The 23,718-nt window shown below is 61.1% G+C and carries 24 protein-coding genes and 1 tRNA gene; 15 read left to right on the forward strand and 10 right to left on the reverse strand.

Annotated features, from left to right (window positions below):
- Positions 1 to 9: 9 nt before the first annotated feature.
- The 4 genes from IEX27_RS16510 to IEX27_RS16525 all read right to left on the reverse strand — a co-directional run bounded on the left by IEX27_RS16510 (position 10) and on the right by IEX27_RS16525 (position 1,669).
- The gene (locus tag IEX27_RS16510) at positions 10 to 552 is read right to left on the reverse strand and encodes a dihydrofolate reductase family protein (RefSeq protein WP_188722186.1); all 543 of its coding nucleotides are present in this window, start codon (positions 550 to 552) and stop codon (positions 10 to 12) included.
- A gap of 23 nt (positions 553 to 575) precedes the next feature.
- Positions 576 to 959, reverse strand: coding sequence for a VOC family protein (locus tag IEX27_RS16515; protein ID WP_188722187.1), 384 nt, complete (start codon positions 957 to 959; stop codon positions 576 to 578).
- 193 nt (positions 960 to 1,152) lie between these two features.
- Positions 1,153 to 1,229 (reverse strand) — tRNA-Pro (locus tag IEX27_RS16520).
- A gap of 149 nt (positions 1,230 to 1,378) precedes the next feature.
- Entirely contained in the window at positions 1,379 to 1,669 is a 291-nt protein-coding gene (locus IEX27_RS16525) for a DUF982 domain-containing protein (RefSeq protein ID WP_188722188.1), read from the reverse strand.
- A gap of 167 nt (positions 1,670 to 1,836) precedes the next feature.
- On the opposite strand from IEX27_RS16525, the gene IEX27_RS16530 reads away from it, so the two are divergent.
- The 4 genes from IEX27_RS16530 (at position 1,837) to cydB (ending at position 6,242) form a co-directional block, all read left to right on the forward strand.
- Positions 1,837 to 2,523 (forward strand): SDR family NAD(P)-dependent oxidoreductase, encoded by a 687-nt coding sequence (locus IEX27_RS16530; RefSeq protein WP_188722189.1) that lies wholly within the window; start codon positions 1,837 to 1,839, stop codon positions 2,521 to 2,523.
- Between the two features lie 110 nt (positions 2,524 to 2,633).
- On the forward strand, positions 2,634 to 3,638 hold the full coding sequence (locus tag IEX27_RS16535; protein WP_188722190.1) for an asparaginase: 1,005 nt from the start codon (positions 2,634 to 2,636) through the stop codon (positions 3,636 to 3,638).
- Between the two features lie 160 nt (positions 3,639 to 3,798).
- Positions 3,799 to 5,232, forward strand: a complete 1,434-nt coding sequence (locus IEX27_RS16540) for a cytochrome ubiquinol oxidase subunit I (protein WP_188722191.1) — start codon at positions 3,799 to 3,801, stop codon at positions 5,230 to 5,232.
- 5 nt (positions 5,233 to 5,237) lie between these two features.
- Complete coding sequence (gene cydB / locus IEX27_RS16545) at positions 5,238 to 6,242, forward strand: cytochrome d ubiquinol oxidase subunit II (RefSeq protein WP_188722216.1); 1,005 nt, start codon at positions 5,238 to 5,240, stop codon at positions 6,240 to 6,242.
- A gap of 58 nt (positions 6,243 to 6,300) precedes the next feature.
- Here the strand turns inward: cydB and IEX27_RS16550 are convergent, their stop codons facing one another.
- From IEX27_RS16550 to IEX27_RS16560, 3 genes are all read right to left on the reverse strand, one after another.
- A complete protein-coding gene (locus IEX27_RS16550) occupies positions 6,301 to 6,951 on the reverse strand; it encodes a helix-turn-helix domain-containing protein (RefSeq protein ID WP_244630408.1) in 651 nt (216 codons plus the stop codon).
- 181 nt (positions 6,952 to 7,132) lie between these two features.
- The gene (fixJ, locus tag IEX27_RS16555) at positions 7,133 to 7,750 is read right to left on the reverse strand and encodes a response regulator FixJ (RefSeq protein WP_188722192.1); all 618 of its coding nucleotides are present in this window, start codon (positions 7,748 to 7,750) and stop codon (positions 7,133 to 7,135) included.
- Positions 7,740 to 9,089 (reverse strand): PAS domain-containing sensor histidine kinase, encoded by a 1,350-nt coding sequence (locus IEX27_RS16560; RefSeq protein ID WP_444980176.1) that lies wholly within the window; start codon positions 9,087 to 9,089, stop codon positions 7,740 to 7,742. The genes fixJ and IEX27_RS16560 overlap by 11 nt, the downstream gene beginning before the upstream one ends.
- Before the next feature lie 301 nt (positions 9,090 to 9,390).
- Between IEX27_RS16560 and IEX27_RS16565 the strand changes: the two genes are divergently transcribed.
- From IEX27_RS16565 to IEX27_RS16615, 11 genes are all read left to right on the forward strand, one after another.
- Complete coding sequence (locus IEX27_RS16565) at positions 9,391 to 10,230, forward strand: universal stress protein (protein ID WP_188722193.1); 840 nt, start codon at positions 9,391 to 9,393, stop codon at positions 10,228 to 10,230.
- A gap of 216 nt (positions 10,231 to 10,446) precedes the next feature.
- Positions 10,447 to 12,081, forward strand: a complete 1,635-nt coding sequence (gene ccoN / locus IEX27_RS16570; protein WP_188722194.1) for a cytochrome-c oxidase, cbb3-type subunit I — start codon at positions 10,447 to 10,449, stop codon at positions 12,079 to 12,081.
- 12 nt (positions 12,082 to 12,093) lie between these two features.
- Entirely contained in the window at positions 12,094 to 12,825 is a 732-nt protein-coding gene (gene ccoO / locus IEX27_RS16575; protein WP_188722195.1) for a cytochrome-c oxidase, cbb3-type subunit II, read from the forward strand.
- Between the two features lie 11 nt (positions 12,826 to 12,836).
- A complete protein-coding gene (locus tag IEX27_RS16580) occupies positions 12,837 to 12,998 on the forward strand; it encodes a cbb3-type cytochrome c oxidase subunit 3 (RefSeq protein ID WP_188722196.1) in 162 nt (53 codons plus the stop codon).
- Positions 12,991 to 13,857, forward strand: coding sequence for a cytochrome-c oxidase, cbb3-type subunit III (ccoP, locus tag IEX27_RS16585; RefSeq protein WP_188722197.1), 867 nt, complete (start codon positions 12,991 to 12,993; stop codon positions 13,855 to 13,857). Before IEX27_RS16580 ends, ccoP begins: the two co-directional genes overlap by 8 nt.
- A gap of 220 nt (positions 13,858 to 14,077) precedes the next feature.
- Positions 14,078 to 15,625 carry a cytochrome c oxidase accessory protein CcoG gene (gene ccoG / locus IEX27_RS16590; protein ID WP_188722198.1) on the forward strand — a complete coding sequence of 516 codons (1,548 nt, stop codon included), beginning with the start codon at positions 14,078 to 14,080 and terminating at the stop codon, positions 15,623 to 15,625.
- A gap of 11 nt (positions 15,626 to 15,636) precedes the next feature.
- Positions 15,637 to 16,131 (forward strand): FixH family protein, encoded by a 495-nt coding sequence (locus IEX27_RS16595; protein ID WP_188722199.1) that lies wholly within the window; start codon positions 15,637 to 15,639, stop codon positions 16,129 to 16,131.
- Complete coding sequence (locus tag IEX27_RS16600) at positions 16,128 to 18,380, forward strand: cation-translocating P-type ATPase (RefSeq protein ID WP_188722200.1); 2,253 nt, start codon at positions 16,128 to 16,130, stop codon at positions 18,378 to 18,380. The genes IEX27_RS16595 and IEX27_RS16600 overlap by 4 nt, the downstream gene beginning before the upstream one ends.
- On the forward strand, positions 18,377 to 18,538 hold the full coding sequence (gene ccoS / locus IEX27_RS16605; protein WP_188722201.1) for a cbb3-type cytochrome oxidase assembly protein CcoS: 162 nt from the start codon (positions 18,377 to 18,379) through the stop codon (positions 18,536 to 18,538). The genes IEX27_RS16600 and ccoS overlap by 4 nt, the downstream gene beginning before the upstream one ends.
- 79 nt (positions 18,539 to 18,617) lie before the next feature.
- On the forward strand, positions 18,618 to 18,953 hold the full coding sequence (locus IEX27_RS16610) for a hypothetical protein (protein ID WP_188722202.1): 336 nt from the start codon (positions 18,618 to 18,620) through the stop codon (positions 18,951 to 18,953).
- A gap of 65 nt (positions 18,954 to 19,018) precedes the next feature.
- Positions 19,019 to 19,939, forward strand: coding sequence for a carbohydrate kinase family protein (locus tag IEX27_RS16615; RefSeq protein ID WP_188722203.1), 921 nt, complete (start codon positions 19,019 to 19,021; stop codon positions 19,937 to 19,939).
- Here IEX27_RS16615 and cysQ read toward each other — a convergent pair.
- The 3 genes from cysQ to cysD form a co-directional block, all read right to left on the reverse strand.
- Positions 19,936 to 20,718 carry a 3'(2'),5'-bisphosphate nucleotidase CysQ gene (gene cysQ, locus IEX27_RS16620; RefSeq protein ID WP_244630410.1) on the reverse strand — a complete coding sequence of 261 codons (783 nt, stop codon included), beginning with the start codon at positions 20,716 to 20,718 and terminating at the stop codon, positions 19,936 to 19,938. The two genes, IEX27_RS16615 and cysQ, sit on opposite strands and share 4 nt — an antisense overlap.
- Positions 20,719 to 20,782: 64 nt before the next feature.
- Positions 20,783 to 22,696 carry a sulfate adenylyltransferase subunit CysN gene (gene cysN / locus IEX27_RS16625; RefSeq protein WP_188722204.1) on the reverse strand — a complete coding sequence of 638 codons (1,914 nt, stop codon included), beginning with the start codon at positions 22,694 to 22,696 and terminating at the stop codon, positions 20,783 to 20,785.
- The gene (cysD, locus tag IEX27_RS16630) at positions 22,696 to 23,601 is read right to left on the reverse strand and encodes a sulfate adenylyltransferase subunit CysD (protein ID WP_188722205.1); all 906 of its coding nucleotides are present in this window, start codon (positions 23,599 to 23,601) and stop codon (positions 22,696 to 22,698) included. Before cysD ends, cysN begins: the two co-directional genes overlap by 1 nt.
- Positions 23,602 to 23,718: the final 117 nt, after the last annotated feature.

Raw genomic sequence — 23,718 nt, forward strand, 5'->3', positions numbered from 1 at the left:
CAGTCTTGCCTAAATCCCTCGTTCCGCTGGCACGTAGCTAAGCCTGATCACACCACCGCTCATCATCTCGCTGTTCACCAGCTTCAATGGTGGGCGGTGCCGCGTGAAATAAGGCTTGCCGCTGCCAATTACGACCGGATGCAGGTAGAGGTGATATTCATCGATCAGACCGGCATCGCCTAAATTTGCAGCGAGCACCGTCCCCGCGACTTCCACGTTTCCGTCGAGCCTAATCTTTAGCTTGGCGACCTCATCCTCGACATTAGAATTGATCAGCGTTGCGTTCGGCCCGACGCTGTCCAGCGTGTTTGACACGACCCATTTCGGCTGGCTGCGCCAGGCTTCGGCATATTCCCGCTCAGCCTCATCCCATTCGGGATGCTCCTCGTCCCAGTACCGCATGACCTCATACATCCGGCGGCCATAGACCATGCCGCTAAGTCCGCGAACGTCTTCGATGAAGTGCCTGAACAACGCCGAATCAGGAGCGAAGGCATCATGGTCGACATAGCCGTCGAGCGACACGTTCAATGCATAGATGAGTCGTGCCATTGGCTTCCTCCGTGCCGCTGCTGTCACGCGCTGTTCAGATGCAGAATATTCCCATCCGGATCCTTGAACCACACCATCTTGAAGCTTCCGGCGTCATGCACCCCATCCCGGTAGGTCACGCCATCCATTTCGTAGTGCTCGAACGCCACACCCTTGCCGGCAAGCTCCGCCGCGATGGTGACTACGTCCGCTCCGCAATCCCAGACCACGGCATTGGCCTGGTTTGTACCGGCGAAATCCGACGGATAGACAACGAGATGCGTCGCACCGGTCTTATAGACCAATACGCCCTCCATTCCGTCGTCAAGAAGTTGAAGGCCGAGCACGTCGCTGTAGAATCGCTTCGCCCGCTCGATGTCGGTCACCGCAACGATGGCGGATGAGGATTTTCCCGTGAGTAGCGTCATGGAACGTCTCCCTGGCAGACATTCCCAAGGACGCATGAACAGGACGGTTTCCGACATGACCTCGAAACTTCGCTTATGAGAGGTCAAGCGGCTTCGCGCTAAGTAAAGCGCTGCGTCCTGCCCCAAGGGGTAGTTTCACTCTAGCTGCAGGGTAAATTGTCGGGAGATTTGGTCAGCTAAGCCTTTGACCAGCTGGTCGGAGTGAGAGGATTCGAACCTCCGACCCCCTCGTCCCGAACGAGGTGCGCTACCAGGCTGCGCTACACTCCGTGACCAGATGGCGGGCTTATAACCATGAGCATTTTGTGATGCAAGTCGAAACCGAAGCCTGCGCCACATTGCCCGTCGATTTTTTTGTGAGCAACCTTCGCCGGCTGAAGGGTGCTGCTTACGGCAGCACCGTAATCGCTGGAGCCCCTTTAGGCGGCGGTCAGCTCTGCTGCCGCAGTGCCCTGTATCGCCAGGTGATCTTCCACAAGGATGTGGCGCCGGCGCGCATAGGCGATGAACACGTCACACGCCTCTTCCGCCGGGCACTTTCCGCTCATCGCATCGCGGCAGGCATCAACGGCCGCCTCATGCACTTCATCCTGCTGCTCGGCTGGCACTTCACGAAGACATGAAAATGCGTCGTACACATTGGTGACCGAACGCACGAAGCCAAGGCCGACGAGAACCGTGACGGGCTGCGGAAATTCCAGATCTTTCATGACGAGCTCTTGTTTTTGTGAGGTCTTTTGGTGGATGCTGTCCCTGTGACGGCCCACTAACACTTACCCGCAACAAAGGTTCCTCAACGAAGAACGGGATCGGGAGGTGGGCCGCGAACGGTTGGGGCTTCGCGCATAGGCATTGGGGAAATGGCTTAGAGGGCCTGATGAACAGAACGGCGATCATCACGGGGGGCGCTTCCATCACCGGCATGGCGATTGCCGAGCATCTCCTGGAAGACGGCTGGTCCGTGGCCATCGTCGATTCGGATCAGGAGGCGGCGAAGGTCGCGGAGGATGCATTCAGCGGCGAAGATGTGCTGGTGATTCCAGCCGACATCTCCGACGAAGAGGAGATGGACCGCGCCTTCGATACGGCGGTAGATACCTTCGGCCTCTGCTCGGCCCTCATCAATTGCGCCGGCATCCGCCTTGAAGCTCCGTTTGAAGACACGAATGTCGAGCAGCTGCGCGAGGTTCTTGAGCTGAACCTTGTCGCTCCCTTCGTTGCCGCTCAGGCGGCATTCGCGCGTATGGCCGACCATCTGGTGATCATCAATCTCGTGTCCACCTGCGGGCTTCAGGCCCGCAAGGGCCGCAGCGCCCTTGCCGCATCCCATGCTGGGTTGCGCATGATGACCGAGATCCTCGCCATGGAAAATCTGGATCGTCCCGTACGCGTCAACTGCATCGCCACGGCCGGAGAAGTCAGCAAGCGCAAGATCTGGACCTCCCGCCCGTCCCGCACGCCGGGTACCACGGAGATTGTCGGTGCCGTCTCCTATCTCCTTTCAGACGCAGCCAGCATGGTAAGCGGCCAGACCCTTGTGCTGGGCAGTGACGAATCTGACTAAGCACCTCCCGGAATCGCGATAATGATCCAGTAGAGCCCATCCACGTTGAACCTGTACTCAGATGGGACTATGAGGTCTCGAGGAGGAGCTTGAACGCGATGCAGGTGCAGATGAGCAATCCAATTCTCGTAGAAATTCTTCGCGGCAAGGTGGTCGAAAGCCGCCACCGTGGTTCCATCGCCGTCAGCGACTCAAGCGGCAAGCTCCTGCTTTCCGTCGGCGATGTCGACCGTCCCGTCTTTCCGCGTTCCGCCGTGAAGGCCATCCAGGCGCTGCCCTTCGTCGAAAGCGGCGCCGCCGATGCCCTCGGCTTCGGCAACAGTGAGATCGCACTCGCAAGTTCTTCCCATTCCGGCGAGCCGGAACATGCTGAGCTCGCCGCCTCCATGCTGGCAAAGGCCGGGCTCGACCAGACTGCACTCGAATGCGGAGCGCATTGGCCCACGAACCATCAGGCGACGATCGACCTTGCCCGCACCGGAGCCGAGCCCTGCCCGCTCCACAACAACTGCTCCGGCAAGCATTCGGGCTTCCTTTGCACCTGCGTGCACACCGGCATCGACCACCGCGGCTACGTATCCGTGGACCACGAGTACCAGCGCCTGATCCGAGCGACCATGGAGAACGTCACGGGCGCGATCCACGGCGCGGAGACCTGCGGAACCGACGGCTGCTCAATTCCCACCTATGCGGTGCCGCTGCGCAATCTGGCTCAGGGCTTTGCAAAGATGGCCACGGGCGACGGACTTGAGCCACAGCGCGCAGCTGCAGCCCGTCGTATCCTCGTGGCCTGCATGGCCGAACCCTTCCTCACCGCTGGCACCGGGCGCGCTGACACGAAGATCATGCTGGCAGGCAAGGGCCGTATCTTCACCAAGACCGGTGCCGAAGGCGTCTTCTGCGCGGCGGTTCCCGAGCTTGGCCTTGGCATCGCGCTCAAGTGCGATGACGGCACGACCCGCGCCGCTGCAATCATGGTCATGACCACGTTGGCAAGACTTCTTGCAGCCGCTGATCCCCTCCGCGCGGAACTGGTCGAAATGGCTCATCCGGTCATCAAGAACTGGAACGGCATCGAAGTCGGTGCAATGCGCCCAGCCGGCGATCTCGCCTGACAGGCGGGCGCCACCTACCGATCCGGCTATATGGGGCGGACTGTCATCCAGTCCGCCCACACCACTCCTTCTGAAGCCCATACTGGACTGCGTCACCTGATAGTGTAGTGTAACTCCACCGTCGGGGGTTTGGAGGCTGCATGAGCTCGAGGAGCGACGCATGGAGTTCGACCCTGTCCTGCTGGCCAGAATTCAGTTTGCCTTCACGATCTCCTTCCACATCATCTTTCCAGCGTTCACGATCGGGCTTTCCGCCTACATAGCGGTCCTCCTGCTCACATGGATGCGCACGAAGAACGAGCGCTACCATCGGCTCGTAAGGTTCTGGACCAGGATTTTTGCAGTGTCCTTCGCCATGGGCGTGGTTTCCGGCATCGTGCTCACCTACCAGTTCGGGACCAACTGGAGCCGCTTCTCGGAGTTTTCAGGCAACGTCATTGGCCCGCTGATCGGCTATGAGGTGCTCACCGCCTTTTATCTTGAAGCGACCTTCCTCGGGATCCTGCTCTTTGGCTGGAACCGGTTCCCACCGTGGCTCCTCACCCTCGCCTCAGTCCTCGTCGCCATCGGCACGGCAACCAGCGCGTTCTGGATACTCTCGGCCAACAGCTGGATGCAGACTCCTGCCGGCCATGAGATCCGCGACGGCATCGCCTATCCAGTCGACTGGCTGCGGGTGATCTTCAATCCGAGCTTCCCCTACCGCCTCGCGCACATGCTCAACGCCGCCTATCTTACGACCGCCGCGGTCGTGCTGGCTGTCGGCGCGCGCTATCTGCTCCGCAACCGTTTCCCGGAGGAAGGCCGGACCATGATGCGCATGGCCGTAGGCATGATCGCAATTACTGCACCCCTGCAGCTCTTCATCGGCGACCTGCACGGCCTCAACACGCTGGAACATCAGCCCGCGAAGGTCGCCGCGATGGAAGGCCATTGGGACGAGGCCAAGGGCAGCGCCTTCGTGCTCTTCGGCATCCCTGACCGCGACGCCCGCAAGAACCACTACGAGATCGCCATACCGGGCCTCGGCGGCTTGATCCTCAAGCACGAGTGGGACGGTCGCTACGCCGGCCTCGAGCAGTTCCCACGCGACGAGTGGCCACCTGTCGCCAACGTCTTCTTCACCTTCCGCCTCATGGTCGGCATCGGGCTGTTCCTGATCCTGATCGGCTTCTGGGGGGCCTGGCTCTGGTGGCGCGGCCAGCTCTTCACCAACCGGCTCTATCTGTTCATCTCATCCTATGTCTGGCCGCTCGGCTTCATTGCCATTCTGGCCGGATGGTTCGTCACCGAGCAGGGCCGCCAGCCATGGCTGGTTTATGGCCATCTGCGCACGATCGACGGCATCTCGCCGGTGCCTGCCGCTAGTGTACTGGGCACGCTGGCGCTCTTCGTCTTCATCTACTGCATCATCTTCGCGATGGGCATCTACTACATCAACCGGCTCATCGAACGCGGCCTGTCGCGGGAAGCCAAGGCGCCGCCCGAGGGCCTTCCCAACCGTCCGCTTTCAGCTGCCGAGGAGGCGACCCGCGAAGCGCTTGGCCGCGGTCCCGGCACGCCCGGCTATTCAGCGGAGGAGATGAAACCATGATCGGTATGGAATGGTATCTTCCGCTCATCTGGGCAGGCATCATCGGCATCGCCGTGATGATGTACGTCATCCTGGACGGCTTCGATCTCGGGATCGGCATCCTCTTCCCCTTTACCCACAAGGAGGAGGAACGTGATCTCATGATGAACTCCGTCGCTCCCTTCTGGGACGGCAACGAGACCTGGCTGGTGCTGGGAGGTGGCGGGCTTTGGGTGGCCTTCCCCAAGGCCTATGCGATCATCATGCCGGCTTTCTATCTGCCGGTGATTGGAATGCTGCTGGCGCTCGTCCTGCGCGGCGTATCCTTCGAATTCCGCTGGGTCGCCAAGCCAGGCCACCGGATCTGGGATATCGCCTTCGCCACGGGCTCCATCGCCGCAGCCTTCCTGCAAGGTATTATCCTCGGCGGCCTCCTGCAGGGTGTGACGGTCGTCGACGGCCAATATGCCGGTGGGCCGTTCGACTGGCTCACGGTGTTCTCGGTCTTCGTCGGACTTTCCGTGGTGGCAGGCTACGCCCTTCTCGGCGCAACCTGGCTCCACATGCGCACGGAAGGTCCGGTGAAGAAACTTGGCCTGCGCTATGCACCTACTCTTCTAGCGCTGGTCCTGGTCGCCATGGCAGCCATCAGCCTTTGGACACCGCTGTCGCTTCCGCGTGTAGCCGAACGCTGGTTCGTTCTGCCCAACCTGCTCTACCTGTGGCCGATCCCGCTCGCGGTTGCGGTCATCGCCTTCGCAATCTGGCGAGGCTTGCAGAAGGGCAGCGAATTTCTCCCCTTTGCCGGCACGATCGCCCTGTTCATCCTGGGATATGCCGGTCTGGCGATCTCCAACGTGCCCTACCTTGTGCCGCCGACGCTCACCTTCTGGGATGCAGCCGCCTCGCCCGCCTCACAGATATTCTTCCTGATGGGCACAATTTTCCTGCTGCCGCTGGTGCTTGGCTACACGGTCTTCGTCTACTGGATGTTCCGGGGCAAGATCGCGCCGGGTGAAGGCTATCACTAACTAAAAAGGGCATGGTTCTAAAACCATACCCTTTGAAGAAAAATGCCTTAGATCAACCTTACGCGCAGATGCCGCGCAGTGCCTCGATCTGCAGGATATCCACGCCCCGGGTGCCATGCAGCTTGATGTAGCCCTTGCTGCGGAACTTCGAGAACACGCGCGAAACCGTCTCGATGGTGAGGCCCAGGTAGTCCGCGATATCGGTGCGCGACATAGCGAGCTCGAAGTGCTGCTCGTGGCCGAGCCGATCATAGAGGTCGACCATGAAGGCAGCGATACGCTCGCACGCCGTTTGCCTGCCGATCACCAGGAGATGATCCTGGGCGCGCACGAGTTCCCGCATCGCCAATGTCAGCAGCGACTTGTCCTCGCGGATGGGCCCTCTGAAAACGCGGACTGCAGCGTCGCAGACAGCCTCGGCGAAAAGGTGATGCTGGCCGTCAGCAAAGCCGAAGACCTCGCCCGCCACGTGGAAGGCGCAGATCTGACGACGCCCGTCCGAAAGAAGACGGAACAGCCGGACAACGCCGTATTCAACCTGGTAGAGAGCCGTTGCGCGGTCACCCTGCGCGTAGATCTGCGCATTGGGCGAGAAGAACTCCACCTGTCGGGGCTGTGAGTCACCAAGCGATCCGCCGCTGGCGATGACACCCGCCAGTGCCCGATCCAGCATCGCATCTGGATTTGGCTGCGCGCGATAGGCAAGCATTGCACTCTCCGTGTCCGGAACCTCTATGACAATGCTTTTCTAATACCCCTTACGACGGCGCAAAAAAATTCGGACGGACCCTAAGGGTAACTACGTAACTCGTTAAAATAATGCGACAATTTGACTTGCAACGTCTCCGTGTAGACCTCTGACGAGACCAGGTCATTCCTCCGCATGCGCGCTATTGCGGCGCTTCGCTGACGGAGAGCACCATCCGCACCAGCTCGGGCAGGCTCTTGCAATTCATCTTGGCCATCACGTTGGCCCGGTGAACTTCAACCGTACGGGGGCTGATGTCGAGATTATAGGCAATTGCCTTGTTCGACTGGCCAGCCACGACACCCTGCATGACCTGGTGCTCGCGCTCGGAGAGTTGCGCCATCCGTTCGCAGATGGACTCGATATCAGTGGGCGTTCCCGGACGCTTCTCGATCAGCTCGATCGCGCGTCCCACCGCCCCGATGATCACATCGTCCTCAAAAGGTTTCTCGAGGAAATCGATCGCCCCGGCTTTCATCGCCTCTACCGCCATCGGCACGTCACCGTGTCCGGTGATCACGATGGCCGGAATGGTGATGCTTTCGCTGCGCAGGCGCTTGATCAGATCGACGCCGCTCATGTCCGGCATTCGGAGGTCAGTGATCAGAACCGCACTCGTCAATCCTTTTGCCTGGCGCATGAAGGATGTAGCCGAATCATGCACCCGCACCGCGTAACCGGAAATGGAGAGCAGGAACGCCAGGGAATTCCTGACAGGCTCCTCATCGTCTACGATATGGACTACAACCTCAGCGCTCATTCACTACCCTTTGCTCCATCGTAACCGGCAGCGTGAACTGGAAGGTAGCACCTCCCCGTCCGTTCCGCCGAGTCGTCAGTTCCCCGCCATGGGATTCTATAATGCGTTTGGAAATGGAAAGGCCAATCCCCATTCCGCCAGCCTTGGTGCTGACGAATGGCTGAAACAGTTTGGTCGCCATTTCTTCCGAAACGCCAGGACCGGTATCGGACACCTCTACCGCGATAAACCCGTCTCCTTGTCCGGCGATATTCACCTGCAATTCGCGCACTTCGCTCTCGCGCATTGCTTCCATGGCATTGCGCATCAGATTGATGAGCACCTGCTGGATCTGGACCCGGTCCACCTGCACTGTCGATGCGATGCCATTGTAGTTGAAGAGCGTACGCACCCCGAGCTCGCGCGACCCCACCAGCGCAAGCGCCGCCGCCTCCTCAACCAGGTTCTGAATGTCCTCCGGATGACGTTCGGTCTCGCCGTGCGTCACGAATTCACGCAGGTGCCGGATGATCTGGCCCGCCCGCAGCGATTGCCGGGCGGTTTCTTCCATCGCACCGCTGATCTGCTCGGCGACCGGTCCATCCAACCTGTCCAGAAGCCGTTTACTGCCCTGAACGTAGTTGGCGATGGCGGCCAGCGGCTGGTTCAACTCGTGCGCCAGCGTCGAAGCCATTTCGCCGAGTTCGTTGATGCGGGCGAGCCGCGCAAGCTCCGCCTGGATCTCCTGCAGGCGCGCTTCGGTTTCCGCTCGGTCCGTCAGGTCGCGCACGAAACCGGTGAAGAAGATCTTCCCCCCGCTGTTCATCTCACCGACTGTCAGCTTCATCGGGAATGTTGAGCCGTCCTTGCGCAGGCCCACTACCACCCGGTCGATGCCGATGATCCGTCGCTCACCGGTCGACAGATATCGCTCGATGAACGCATCGTGCCTGCTCCGGTAGGGCTCGGGCATGAGCATGTTGATATTCAGGCCCACCACTTCCTCTTCTTCATAGCCGAACTGGCGAATTGCGGCCCGATTGAACGTGATCATCTTGCCTTTGTCATTGATGACAATCGTCGCATCAGGAACGGTATCCAGAACGGAGCGCAAATGCGCCTGCTGGGCTTCAAGGTCGCTTTGCGTCTTGGCCGCCTGCTCCTGTGTCTCGCGGAAAGCAGTACCCGCCAAAAGCATCAGTCCACACGAGATGGCGCAGACCAGCGCCGGGCCAACGGAAAACTCCGTGTAGTAGAACTCGTAGGCTGCGAGAACCGCCGCAGCAACCGCGGTGAAAATAGCCGCGCCAACGAGATTTCCCCACCGATACGAAGCACCCAGCACCAAAGCCGGAGCTATCGGCAACAACCACACGAGACCCAATTCGTTACCCCCCTGCAAACCGATTGGATGCAACCGGTACAAAGTACACTATAAGTACAGCTTACTACCAGAATTTGTGGCAGCACGCCTAGTCTTCCAAGCGCCGATCACTCCTGCAAACTTTGATCCAACGCAAAGGCAACCGCAACCAACTCCAGTAGAATTCCGTTTCAATAAGGGAAGCTGCCCGCTTCCGCCAACAATAACGTGCCTGCTGCCACCAGACCGCGCATCAGAGGGAGGCGGGACTGACTAGGACGCACTGGAGGAGTACAGAATGACTAGGCTTCAGTGCCTATTGGTTGGTTCGCCGGCAAACGAGCCCTTCGCGCAGACGCCCGCCCTCTCTTTCGGCAACGAGCTTGCCCGGGCTGCCTCCGCTCGGCTCACCGTTTGCGTCCTGCCGCCGCTCGCCTCCCTCGCGCTGTTCCGCCGCGGCAATGAACTCGTCAGCGCCGTCCGCACGGAAATCGAACGGGTGAAGGAGATCACGCGTCTCGCCGCTTTCGAGGCCCAGAAACTCATTGGCAACCGGGGTTCCGCCTCTCCATCACTGTCGGACACCCCGATGTCGGAGACGCAGAGCGCCCGTCTCATCCGTCTCTCCCGCGTCAATGACCTGGCGGTTCTCGATGCCGCACATTGCGTCGAATGCCCTCAGCGCGAAATCATCGAGGAGGTCCTGTTCGAGAGCGGACGCCCCCTCATCATTGTACCGGAAACGGGTGGCAATCCGACGCCAAAACGAATCGCCATCGCTTGGGACGGTAGCGCCCACTGCTCCCGCGCCATCCACGATGCGCTCCCCTTCCTGCGCGCCGCAAGTGAAGTCTCCATAGTAACCGTTGCCGGCGAGAAGGACCTTTCGTCGATGACACCCGGTGCGGATCTCGCCAACTACCTCCTTCTCAAGGACGTTCCTGAGATCCGCGTCGAAATGCTGAGCGCTCCCGATCGCAATATTGCGGACCGCCTCAACCGCTATGTCCAGGAGAGCGGCGTGGAATTACTTGTCATGGGCGCGTCGATGCAATCGCGCTACCGCAATGCGATCCTCGGTAGCGTTACCGGCGCCATTCTGGACCGTCCTCCGACCACTCTTTTCATGGCTCACTGAAAGTTCCGGAACTTCCATCCTCCCATGGTTGACCAGTCGAACCGAGGGATGCGGTTGCACGCCCAAAACTTCAGAGAATCCAAGGGGTGACAAAGTGCGCACCCCTCTCAGCCCCTTCCATTGACTCAAATCAAGGCCCCTCGTTCGGCGATCCTGACAAGGATAGCCAAACGCGAAGGCAGCGATGCCCTCGTGACTTCATCCGAGGAAGGCTCAATGAAATACGGAAAAGAGATAGTCCTTCTGACGCTGGCGGCGTTCCTTGCGCTTGCCGGTGCAGCCCTGGGCGAAGACACCGCTTTCAGATCCCACATGTGGGTTCTGTTCTTCTCGCTTGCCGCCTTTACGATCGTCCTTTTGCGTCAGGTGTCCTGGGCATCCGTAGGTGACCCGGCATCCATCCCGCTACGTTCCGACGGAACAGAGCGCTATCTGGACGGACCCATCCGCTACGGTGCGATTGCCACCGTATTCTGGGCGGTCGTTGGACTTCTGGTCGGCGTCGTCGTTGCGCTTCAGCTTGCGTTCCCGCAGCTGAACTTCGAACCTTTCCTGACCTTCGGCCGCATGCGCCCGCTGCACACGTCGGCCGTCATCTTTGCCTTCGGCGGAAACGCGCTGATCGCCACCTCCTTCTACGTGGTCCAGCGCACCAGCCGTGCCCGCCTCTTCGGTGGTGATCTCGCCTGGTTCGTGTTCTGGGGCTACCAGCTTTTCATCATCCTGGCTGCCACGGGTTACCTGCTCGGCATCACCCAGAGCCGTGAATATGCTGAGCCGGAATGGTACGTGGACGTCTGGCTGACGATCGTCTGGGTTGCATATTTCCTCGTCTTCTTCGGCACCATCCTGAGGCGCAAGGAACCGCACATCTACGTCGCGAACTGGTTCTACCTGTCCTTCATCATCACCATCGCGATGCTGCACATCGTCAACAACCTGGCGATGCCGGTCTCCTTCCTCGGTTCAAAGAGCTATTCCCTCTTCGCCGGCGTCCAGGATGCGCTGACGCAGTGGTGGTACGGCCATAACGCCGTGGGCTTCTTCCTGACCGCAGGCTTCCTCGGAATGATGTACTACTTCGTTCCGAAGCAGGCGAACCGTCCGGTCTACTCCTACCGCCTGTCGATCATCCACTTCTGGGCGATCATCTTCCTCTACATCTGGGCCGGCCCCCACCACCTGCACTACACCGCCCTGCCCGACTGGGCGCAGACGCTCGGGATGGTCTTCTCCATCATGCTGTGGATGCCGTCCTGGGGTGGCATGATCAACGGCCTGATGACGCTCTCGGGCGCCTGGGACAAGCTACGCACCGATCCGATCATCCGCATGATGGTCATGGCCGTTGCCTTCTACGGCATGGCGACCTTCGAAGGCCCGCTGATGTCGATCAAGGCGGTCAACTCGCTCAGCCACTACACCGACTGGACCATCGGCCACGTACACTCCGGCGCTCTCGGCTGGAACGGCCTGATCTCCTTCGGCGCGGTCTACTTCCTCGTCCCGCGTCTGTGGGGTCGTGAGCGGCTCTACTCGATCCGCATGGTCAGCTGGCACTTCTGGCTCGCCACGATCGGCATCGTCATCTACGCCGCAACCATGTGGGTCTCCGGCATCCAGCAGGGCCTGATGTGGCGCGAGTACGACGATCAGGGCTTCCTGGTCTACACCTTCGCCGAAACCGTCGCGGCCATGTTCCCCTACTACGTCATGCGTGCGGTAGGTGGCGGCATGTACCTCCTGGGCGCAATCCTCATGGCGTTCAACGTCTACAAGACGATCCGCGGTGAGCTGCGTGAAGAAGCCCCCATGGGTGGCAGAGCGCCAGCCCTGCAGCCAGCAGAATAAGGAGCCGTAACAATGGCACTTCTCGACAAGCACGCGATAATCGAGCGTAACGCCACGCTGCTCCTGGTTGGCTCGCTCTTCGTGGTCACCATCGGCGGCATCGTGGAAATCGTGCCCCTCTTCTACCTCGAGAACACCATCGAGAAGGTGGAGGGGATGCGCCCCTACTCGCCGCTGGAGCTGGCAGGCCGCAACATCTACATCCGCGAAGGCTGCTACACCTGCCACAGCCAGATGATCCGTCCGTTCCGCGACGAGGTCGAACGCTTCGGCAACTACAGCCTGGCCGCAGAGTCCATGTACGACCACCCCTTCCAGTGGGGCTCGAAGCGCACGGGGCCTGACCTCGCGCGTGTCGGCGGCCGCTACTCGAACGAGTGGCACGTCCAGCACCTGATCAACCCGCAGTCCGTCGTCCCCGAGTCGGTCATGCCGAGCTACAGCTTCCTGGCAAAGAAGCCGCTGGAAATCGGCGACTTCTCGACCCAGCTCGTGGCGAACCTCAAGGTCGGCGTCCCTTACACCGAGGAGATGATCAGCAACGCCAACGCGGACATCCGCGTCCAGGCCGATCCGGACGGCGATCATGACGATCTTCTGGCGCGCTATCCCAAGGCAGTGGTCGGCGACTTCGATGGCAACCCGCAGGCCCTGACCGAAATGGATGCGCTCGTAGCCTACCTGCAGATGCTGGGCACCCTGGTCGACTTCTCGACCTATGACGAAACCGGCGGATATCGCTGAGGGAGGGCTGAATGGAAATCTACACCGCACTCCGTCAATTCGCTGACAGCTGGGCGCTTCTCTTCATGACGCTCTTCTTCGCCGGCGCCGTACTGTTCGTCTTCCGCCCGGGCGCCAAGCACCACGCCCAGGAAGCCGCCCTTATTCCGCTCAAGGACGATCAAGATGACTGAGAAGCATATCGATGAACTGTCGGGCGTTGAGACGACCGGCCACGAGTGGGATGGCATCCGGGAACTGAACAATCCCATGCCGCGCTGGTGGCTGTGGAGCTTCTACGCCACCATTGTCTTTGCTCTGGGCTACACGATCGCCTTCCCCGCCTGGCCGCTGGTCAACTCCGCCACACAAGGCGTGCTCGGCTGGTCCAGCCGGGGCCAGCTGACCCAGACCATGAATGAGGTTGCCGAAGCCCAGGCCGATCTCCGTGCCGCGCTCGCCGAAAAGTCGCTGCCCGAGATCATTGCCGACGACAAGCTCTATCGCTTTGCCCGTTCCGGCGGCGAAGCTGCCTTCAAGGTCAACTGCGTCCAGTGCCACGGTTCGGGCGCTCAGGGCTCGGCCGGCTACCCGAACCTGAACGATGACGACTGGCTTTGGGGCAGCGACATCGAATCGATCCATCATACGATCGCGCACGGCGTCCGCTACGCGGGTGACGAGGAAACCCACGTTTCCGAAATGCCCGCCTTCGCCGACATGCTGCAGGGTCCGGAAGTACGCCAGATTGCCGCCTATGTCGCATCCCTGACCCGCGACCCCTCCGATCCGGCTCTGGCTGACGCGGGCAAGCAGCTTTTTGCTGACAACTGCGCCGCCTGCCATGGTGAGAGCGGCACCGGCGACCAGTCGATGGGTGCCCCGAACCTGGCCGACGCAATCTGGCTCTACGGCTCGTCGGAAGCTGAGATCGCCGCCCAGATCCGCAAGCCGAAGCACGGTGTCATGCCCGCATGGCAGGCTCGTCTCGGCGACGTCACGGTAAAGCAGCTTGCCGTCTACGTTTACTCGCTCGGCGGTGCTAAACAATAAATCCCGCCGTTTGATCTAGATCAAAGCAATCACAATTCTCCCCAGTAGGTTGCAAAACGAAACTTCCTGTGGGGGGAAGCAGGGGAGGAAACTTCCGGATCACAGTATCCGGAACTTTCCTCCCTTTTTCGTTCAGGATCCTCCCGATCACACCTGCGGCATTCCGGTGCATTTGATCCTGGTCAAGGCCCTTACCCTGTGCAGGGGGCAAACCCATCACATGGCAAATATTTCAGATATCCCGCACCTCGACGTCGAACCGGTAAACGCCAAGCGCAACCGGCCACCCCTTTATGCTGCACGGAAGAAGATCTTCCCGAAGCGCGTGACAGGGCAGTTTCGTCGCTTCAAGTGGCTGGTGATGCTCATCACCCTTGGCATCTACTATCTGACGCCCTGGATTCGCTGGGATCGCGGCCCCTACGCGCCGGATCAGGCCGTGCTGATCGACCTTGCCAACCGCCGGTTCTATTTCTTCTTTATCGAGATCTGGCCGCAGGAATTCATCTATATCGCAGGCCTGCTTGTCATGGCGGGCATCGGCCTCTTCCTGATTACCGCAACCATCGGCCGTGCCTGGTGTGGCTACACCTGCCCCCAGACCGTCTGGGTTGATCTCTTCCTAGCCGTCGAACGCCTGATCGAAGGTGACCGGAACGCCCGGATCAAGCTCAACCAGGGTCCCTGGACTGCCGAAAAGATCCTGAAGCGTGTCACCGTGCACTCAAGCTGGCTCATCATCGGCCTGCTGACGGGCGGCGCCTGGATCTTCTACTTCGCCGACGCCCCCTCCCTGCTACGCGACTTCGTCACCGGCCAGGCTCCCGTCGTCGCCTACACCACCGTCGCGATCCTGACCGCCACCACTTACATCTTCGGTGGCCTGATGCGCGAACAGGTCTGCACCTACATGTGCCCGTGGCCGCGTATCCAGGGCGCGATGCTGGACGAGAACTCGCTGACGGTCACCTACAATGACTGGCGCGGCGAGCCCCGCTCGCTCCATGCCAAGAAGGCCGCCGCCGCCGGCCAGGTCGTCGGTGACTGCGTCGACTGCAACGCCTGCGTCGCCGTCTGCCCCATGGGCATCGACATTCGCGACGGCCAGCAGCTTGAATGCATCACCTGTGCGCTCTGCATCGACGCCTGCGACAACGTCATGGACAAGCTTGGCAAGCCGAGGGGCCTCATCTCCTACGCGACGTTGGGCGACTACAATGCCAACATGGCATTGGCGACCGCCGGCGGCGCCTCGGCCATCGACCCGCGCCGGGTGAAGAATGCGGACGGCACCCTTTCCGAGAAAGTTGCCCGTTTCCGCTGGGGCAACATCTTCCGTCTGCGCACGCTCATCTATTCCAGCATCATGCTCGTCATCAGCGCAGGCATGCTCTTCGCCCTGCTGACGCGCGACCGGCTGGAACTGAACGTGCTCCACGACCGAAACCCGCAGTTCGTGGTCCTGTCCGATGGCTCGATCCGCAACGGCTATACGGTCAAGCTCCTTAACATGATCCCGCAGCCGCGTGACGTCGTCCTCTCGATCGAAGGCCTTCAGAACGCCATCATGATGTCGCCCGAAATGGATCACTCCGAAGGCGACAAGCTTCAGGTGAGAGTCGAACCGGACCGCCTTCGCGAACTGCACATCTTCGTCCGACAGGATGCCGATGCCGCTGCCGATGACGACCAGACGTTCTACTTCGTAATCGAAGATGCCGATGGCGGCGAACGCGCCGAGTATCGCGCCAAATTCCTCAGACCGTAAGGATGCGGACCATGAACAAAGCCCAGCACCAGCGTGAATTCACCGGACGCCACATGCTGCTCGTCATGTTCGGGTTCTTCGGCGTGATCATTGCGGTCAATGTCACCATGGCCGTGCTCGCCTCCCGCAGCTGGACCGGCCTCGTGGTCGGCAACACTTATGTGGCAAGCCAGGAGTTCAACGAGCGAACGGATCGCGGCCGCAGGCAGCAGGCCCTTGGCTGGCAGGCAGCGCTGGCAGTCGAGCCAACGCGGCTCTCCTACAGCCTCACCGACGCGAAGGGTGAACTCGTTCCGCTGGAACGCGTGGAAGTTCTGCTGCACCGCCCCGTCTCCGGCCATGAGGACACCGATCTGATCCTCCAGCCCGCAGCTGACGGCGCCCATGCCGCAGACATTTCGCTCGAAGACGGCACATGGATCGTTGAAGTGGAGGCCGATGCGGGTCTAGAATTCCCCTACCGGGACGTCCGCCGCATCCAGGTTCGTGATGGAGTGATGAGATGAGTTGCTGTGCGCCGGTCGCTGAAGGCGCTCTGGCGGCTTCAGAGCGCCCGGTAGTAACATCGGAAGAACTTCGCCTCGCCAGCCGGCCCTTGGGCGACGGTGTGATGCAGGTGGAACTCGCCGTTCCCGATGTCCACTGCGGTGGTTGCATCCATACGATCGAAAGCACGCTGAACAGGCTGGACGGCGTCGTTGGTGCCCGCGTCAATCTCTCGACCAAGCGCGTAACGATCAAGTGGCGGGAGAACAACCCGCCCGCCCTCATCGAAACCCTCCAATCTATCGGCTACCCGCCTCACCTCTTTGAGGACGATGGCGGCAAAGACAAGGTCCTCTCCGAGCTTCTCTGGGCCACCGGCGTTGCAGGCTTCGCCGCCAGCAATATCATGCTGCTCTCCGTCTCAGTCTGGTCTGGGGCCGAAGCCTCGACACGAGACCTGTTCCACTGGATCTCGGCTCTGATCGCCATCCCCGCGCTCGCCTACGCCGGACGCATCTTCTTCCGCTCGGCCTGGAGTGCTCTGCGTCGGGGCCGCACCAACATGGACGTGCCGATCTCCATCGGCGTGACGCTCGCCTACGCGCTTAGCCTCTACGAGACAGTTCACAGCGGCGCGCACGCCTATTTCGATGCGTCTGTATCGCTCCTCTTCTTCCTGCTGATCGGACGTACGCTCGATCACGTGATGCGCAACCGCGCCCGCGTCGCCGTCAATGGCCTTGCTCGCCTCGCCCCACGCGGCGCGACGGTTCTGGGCGAGGATGGCAGCCGCGATTACCTGCCGCTGCACGAGATCCAGCCCGGCATGACGCTGGCCATCGCCGCCGGTGAGCGCATCCCGGTCGATGGCATCGTTCTGGACGGTACGACCGACATCGACTGTTCCATGGCCACCGGTGAAAGCGCACCGCAGACCGCCACGTCTGGCACCGATATCCGCGCCGGCATGCTGAACCTCACGCATCCGATCACCATGCGTGCCACCGCTGCCGCAAAGGATTCTTTCCTCGCCGAAATGGTCCGCCTGATGGAAGCAGCCGAAAGCGGCCGCGCAAAGTACCGCCGTCTTGCCGATCGCGCCTCCGCCGCCTATGCCCCGGTCGTCCACCTGACTGCCTTCCTGACGATGATCGCCTGGGTCGTGGCGTCCGGCGACTGGCACCGCTCCATCACCATCGCCATTGCGGTGCTGATCATCACCTGCCCCTGCGCGCTCGGCCTTGCCGTTCCCATGGTGCAGGTCGTCGCCGCCCGCCGCCTGTTCGAGAATGGCGTAATGGCCAAGGACGGTTCGGCCATGGAGCGTCTTGCCAACATCGACACTGCCGTCTTTGACAAGACCGGAACGCTGACCGTCGGCGATGCCCGTCTCATCAACCGCGACGAAATTGGCGATGAACCGATGCGGCTCGCAGCCGCCCTTGGCGCCTGGTCGAACCATCCGCGTTCCCGCGTCATCGCCGCCGCTCGGCCCAAGGATCACGAGACCCTTGCCTTCAGCGACATCGAGGAACTGGCAGGCTACGGCGTTCAGGCAAAGCTTGATGGTGCCACCTATCGCCTCGGCCGCGCCTCCTGGGCGCTTGGACGCGAGGATGCCGAAGGCACCGTCCTCGCCTGCAACGGCGAACTCCTTGCCTCCTTCCGCTTCGAGGACCGTCTGCGACAGGACACTGTCGAGGCCCTGCAGGCGCTCCAGAGCCGTGGCATTCGCGTGGAGATCATGTCCGGCGACAACGAAGCCAACGTCGCCGCAATCGCCCGCAAGCTCGGCATATCTACCTACCGTGCAGGCGTCCTGCCGGACGACAAGGCGAAGCACATGGCGGACCTCGCCGCCGAAGGCCGCAAGGTCCTGATGGTCGGCGACGGCCTCAACGACGCCCCCGCCCTCGCCGCCGCCTACGTCTCCATGGCTCCCGCGACCGCCGCTGACGTTGGCCGCAATGCCGCCGATTTCGTCTTCCTGCACGAAAGCATGATGGCCGCACCCGTCACGCACCAGATCGCCCAGCGCTCGGGCAGGCTGATCCGCCAGAACTTTGGCATCGCCGTCGTTTACAACCTGATTGCCGTGCCGATCGCCGTTCTCGGCTACGTCACACCGCTGATTGCCGCGATTGCCATGTCCGGCTCCTCGATCATCGTTGTTGCGAACGCCCTGCGCCTGCTCAGCGGCAACCGGAAGGCGACACAGCCTTCAGCCAGTGCCAGGCAACCTGCGCACAAGCTGCAGGAGGCCTTGTGACCAACCTTTCTGTCCTGATCCCCATCGCACTATTCCTCGGCGCTGTCGGCCTCTTCGGCTTCCTTTGGGCTCTCCGCAGCGGCCAGTTCGATGACATGGATGGCGCCGCCGAACGCATCCTCATCGATGATGAGGAAGACCGGTCGGTAAAGCACTAACTTCCACCCTCCTTATGTGCGCTTAAGTCCTATTTCTCCTAGTCTCCTGAGCGGGGCCACGGCAGGAGGCGCGGGACAGATGACCGAGAATGTTGGAGGTGGGCCGCTTGGGCCGACCTCGCCGAAGGGTGGCGATACCGATGCCGAGGTCATCGTCATCGACAAACCGTTCCTCACACGCCCCCGCCTGCTCACGTTCGAGAACGACAACTCTCCGGACCCGATACCGCTCTACCGCCAGGTCGAGCTTCTGAGGGATGCCCTGACGCCTTTCGCGGAACTCAGCGAACTCTTCCGATCGACCAACGGCAATCAGGCCGTGTTCTCCATGAACTTCGGCCCCGGCCGATGGCGCGAGCTCACGATCAACGACTTCCGCCGCGCCCGCACAGCTCTCTCGCAAACGGAAGACTGACGCTGGCACCCCGCACGTTGATCAGGCTAAACTGGCGCTGAGACGACATTGGTGATGGGGAAGACATGATCCTTTGCTGCGGCGAAGCGCTGATCGACATGCTGCCGGCAACGGCAGAGGGCGAGCCTGCGTTCCGGCCCCTGCCCGGCGGCTCCGTCTTCAACAGCGCCATCGCGCTAGGGCGTCTCGGCGTTCCCGTGTCGTTCTTCTCGGGCCTGTCGGACGACCTGTTCGGCTCACTGCTGCAGGAGAAACTCCGCGAGAGCCACGTCGATCTCTCCCATGCCGTGATCTCCGCGAGGCCCACCACCCTCGCCTTCGCCAAGATCGAAAACGGCAACGCCAGTTACTTCTTCTACGACGAGAACACGGCTGGCCGAATGCTCTCGGATTCAGACCTTCCAACGCTAGGTCACAATATCGAAGCCCTGCTTTTCGGCGGCATAAGCCTCGTCAGCGAACCCTGCGGCAGCGCCTATGAAAGCCTTCTGCACCGCGAGGCCCCGCATCGCCTAATCATGCTGGATCCGAACATCCGGCCTAGCTTCATTCAGGACGCGGAGCGCCATCGCGCCCGCCTGCAACGGCTGGTTGCTTCATCGGATATCGTGAAAGTATCAGACGATGACCTGCGCTGGATCGCACCGGAAACGTCTCAGCAGGAAGCCATAGCCGACCTTCTCGCCACCGGACCCAAGCTCGTGGTTCTGACTTCCGGTGAACAGGGTGCGCACGCCTTTTGGAACGGTGGAAACCTGAGCATCCCCGCTGTGCCTGTGCCGGTTGCGGACACGGTAGGTGCGGGCGACACGTTCAACGCTGGCTTCCTTGCCGCCCTGCGCGATGCTGGCGCGCTCCGCAAGGAGAGCCTCGCCAGTCCCGATCCCGAAGTGATCCGAAACGCCCTTGCCTTCGCGGCAAAGGTTGCTTCCATCACCGTCTCGCGTGTCGGCGCCAATCCACCCTGGCGAAACGAACTGACCTAGCTCGCACCTTCCGCAATGAAAAACGGGCTGCAGAATCCGGTTCCTTCCCGCGATCCATAGGTCAGAGGATTTCCATCAAGATCACGCGTCATGCCGCCAGAAGCCCGCAGGATCGCGTCTCCGGCTGCCGTATCCCACTGCATGGTGGGCCCGAAACGCGGATAGATATCCGCTTCGCCTCGCGCGAGCAGGCAGAACTTCAACGAGGACCCGATCGACGTCACGCGTGAGCCCGGAAACTTCGCAATATACGCATCCGTCTCCGGCGTACGATGCGACAGGCTTGCGAGGATCACCGGCTCCGAAGCTGGCTTCGATCGTGCCCGGATCTGTGTCCGGCCCACCATCTCGCCATCCCTGAGTTCGATCTCAAACGCCCCATCCGACCCGCCCGAGAACATCAATCCGCGCGCAGGCGCCAGAACCACGCCCAGCACCGGCGTTCCATGGCGTATGAGCGCAATGTTGACGGTGAAATCAGGCCGTCGCTCGATGAACTCCCGCGTTCCATCGAGCGGATCGATCAGCAGGAAGGCATCGCCACATTCGGGGATGATCCCGAGCGAAGCGTTCTCCTCCGCCACGCACGGAACACCCGGCAGCTTTTCGCAGAGGCCCGAAAGGATGATTTTTTCCGCCTCACGGTCCGCCGCAGTCACAGGCGAGGCATCGGCCTTCCGCTCAATGGCAAAGCCTTGTTCGTAGTGGCGCATGATCTCATGCCCCGCAGCAAGCGCGAGACTTTCGAACAGCGCCAGGAGATCACTATCTTGCCGCACCGAACCCCGTCCTCTCCCATCTGCGCCTGCGGGAAGAACGGTTGAACGCGTTTCCCGGCTTGCGTCAGCAATAGCCCCGTTCTCTTAACCAGCCTTCCAGTTCGGCGACAAGGTCTTCCGCGCTTCGCCCGGACGTTTTGAGGTGCACGTCCGGCGCTTCCGGAGCCTCATAGGGCGAATCGATGCCGGTGAAATTCTTGATCTCATCTTTCAGCGCACGCGCATAGAGCCCCTTGGGATCGCGCTCGATGCACTCCTGCAGCGGCGTATCAACGAAGATCTCGATGAACTCGTTCTTGTCCGCCAGCTCGCGCGCCATCGCGCGCTCCGCCCGATAAGGCGAGATCAGCGAAACCAACACGATCAGCCCGGCATCCGCCATCAGCTTTGCCACCTCGGAAACACGCCGGATGTTTTCGATCCGATCTTCCTGGCTGAACCCAAGATCGCGGTTGAGCCCGTGGCGGACATTGTCGCCGTCGAGAATATACGTATGCCGCCCGCTCGCGTGCAGCTTCCGTTCAAGCAGATTTGCAATCGTCGACTTGCCTGATCCGGAGAGCCCCGTGAACCAGAGGATCGACGGCTGCTGCTGCTTTTGCTCGGCGCGCGCGGCCTTGTTCACATCCAGCTTCTGCCACTGGATGTTCGCTGCACGGCGCAGCGGCTGCAGGAACATGCCCGCGCCCACCGTGGCGTTCGTCATCCGGTCGATCAGGATGAACGAACCGGTCGACTTGTTCTCCTCGAAGGCGTCGAAGGTGATCGGCGCCTGCAGCGAGAACTCGCACACGCCGATCTCGTTCATCTCCAGCGATGTCGCATCTTCCGGGGCGGTATTGTTGACGTTGATGCGGTGCCGGAGCTGGCTCACCTTGGCGCTCACCTGGTCCGTCTCGGTCCTCACCAGATACATGCGGCCGGGCACCAGCGGGCTCTCGTTGAACCACACCACATTGGCTGCAAACTGGTCGGCCACATGCGGCTTCCGGTCCGGCGAGCAGACCACGGCGCCCCGCGAAATGTCCACCTCTCGGTCCAACACCAGCGTGACCGCCTGTCCGCGTGCCACCTCATCCAGATCACCGTCATGCGTCACGATGCGCTTGATCCGCGCCATCGCCCTCGGATGTGGGATCAGCACCTCGTCGCCCACCGCAATGCGCCCGGAAGCAACCGTTCCGCAATAGCCGCGGAAATTGGCATTCGGCCGGTTGACGTACTGTACGGGGAAGCGAAAGGGGCGGCCGCGCAGCGGCTCCTCCGCGTCCACCGTCTCCAGATGTTCAAGCAGGCTCGGCCCTTCATACCACTCCATGTTGGCCGACCGGTCGATGACATTGTCGCCATGCCGGGCCGAAATCGGAATGGCCTGCACCGAGGCAAAGCCCAGCGCATCCGCAAACGCGTTGTACTCGTCTCGGATCGCATTGAAGACGCCCTGGTCATAGCCGACCAGATCGATCTTGTTTACCGCCAGCACGATGTGCCGGATGCCGAGCAGGGACGCGATGATCGTATGTCGGCGCGTCTGCGGCAGCAGGCCCACCTTGGCATTGACAAGCACAACGGCAAGATCGGCGGTGGAAGCGCCGGTTGCCATGTTCCGCGTATATTGCTCATGGCCCGGCGTATCCGCCACGATGAACTTCCGCTTGGCGGTCGCGAAGAACCGGTAGGCAACGTCGATGGTGATGCCCTGCTCGCGTTCAGCCTCCAGCCCATCCACCAGCAGCGCGAAATCAAGGTCACTACCGTTGGTGCCGTGCCGCTCGGAGTCCTTCCGCAGCGCCGCCAGCTGGTCCTCGAAGACGAGCTTCGTGTCATAGAGCAGCCTGCCGATGAGCGTGGACTTGCCATCGTCTACCGATCCGCAGGTCAAAAATCGCAGGAGGGTCTTGTTCTGCTGCGCGGCGATGTAGGACTGAACATCCGTCGCCGAGGTTGCATCAATTGGTCTGGCAGCAACTTGCAGCATCAAAAATACCCTTCCCTCTTCTTCTTTTCCATGGAACCAGCTTCGTCGTGGTCGATCAGGCGGCCCTGCCGTTCAGATGACTGGGCGATGAGCATTTCAGCCACGACTTCCTCGAGCGTATCGGCCTCGGATTCGACTGCTGCCGTCAGCGGGTAACAACCAAGCGTGCGGAACCGCACCATGCGCTCTTCGACGACCTCGTCGGGCTGAAGCGGCATGCGATCGTCATCGACCATGATCCATTGCCCGCCACGGTTTACCACCGGGCGGCGTGCCGCAAGGTAAAGGTCGGGGATGGGGATATTTTCCAGCAGGATATACTGCCAGATGTCGAGCTCGGTCCAATTGGACAGCGGAAACACGCGGATGCTTTCGCCCGCATCCACACGCGTATTGTAGATCTTCCACATCTCCGGGCGCTGGTTCTTCGGGTCCCAGGCATGGGCTGCATTGCGGAAGGAAAAGATCCGCTCCTTGGCGCGAGACTTCTCCTCGTCCCGCCTTGCTCCGCCGAAGGCAGCGTCAAAGCCATGCTTTTCAAGCGCCTGGCGCAGCGCCAGCGTCTTCATCACATGCGTATGCAGCCCCGCGCCGTGCGTAAACGGACCGATCCCCTCGCGTACGCCTTCCTGATTGATATGAACCAGAAGATCGAAGCCCCGCTCGGCCGCCATCCGATCCCGAAACTCGATCATCTCGCGGAACTTCCAGGTGGTGTCGACATGGAGAATGGGGAACGGCGGCTTGGCCGGATAGAAGGCCTTCATCGCCAGATGCAGCAGGACGGACGAATCTTTCCCGATGGAATAAAGCATCACGGGCTTGGCAAAATTTGCCGCGACTTCCCGCATGATATGGATCGATTCAGCCTCCAGACGCTGGAGGTGCGTATGTACTGCGCGCATGTGAAGGGACTTCCAAGGCCAGATGAATTTGCCTGGAAGTAAACATGCGAATGAAGCTCCTCTCAAGGAGCCCTGACCCAAGTATAAGCTGGGTTTTGTCTTGTTTTTGCGCCAACG

The sequence above is a fragment of the Nitratireductor aestuarii genome (assembly GCF_014641695.1).
Lineage (GTDB): Bacteria > Pseudomonadota > Alphaproteobacteria > Rhizobiales > Rhizobiaceae > Chelativorans > Chelativorans aestuarii.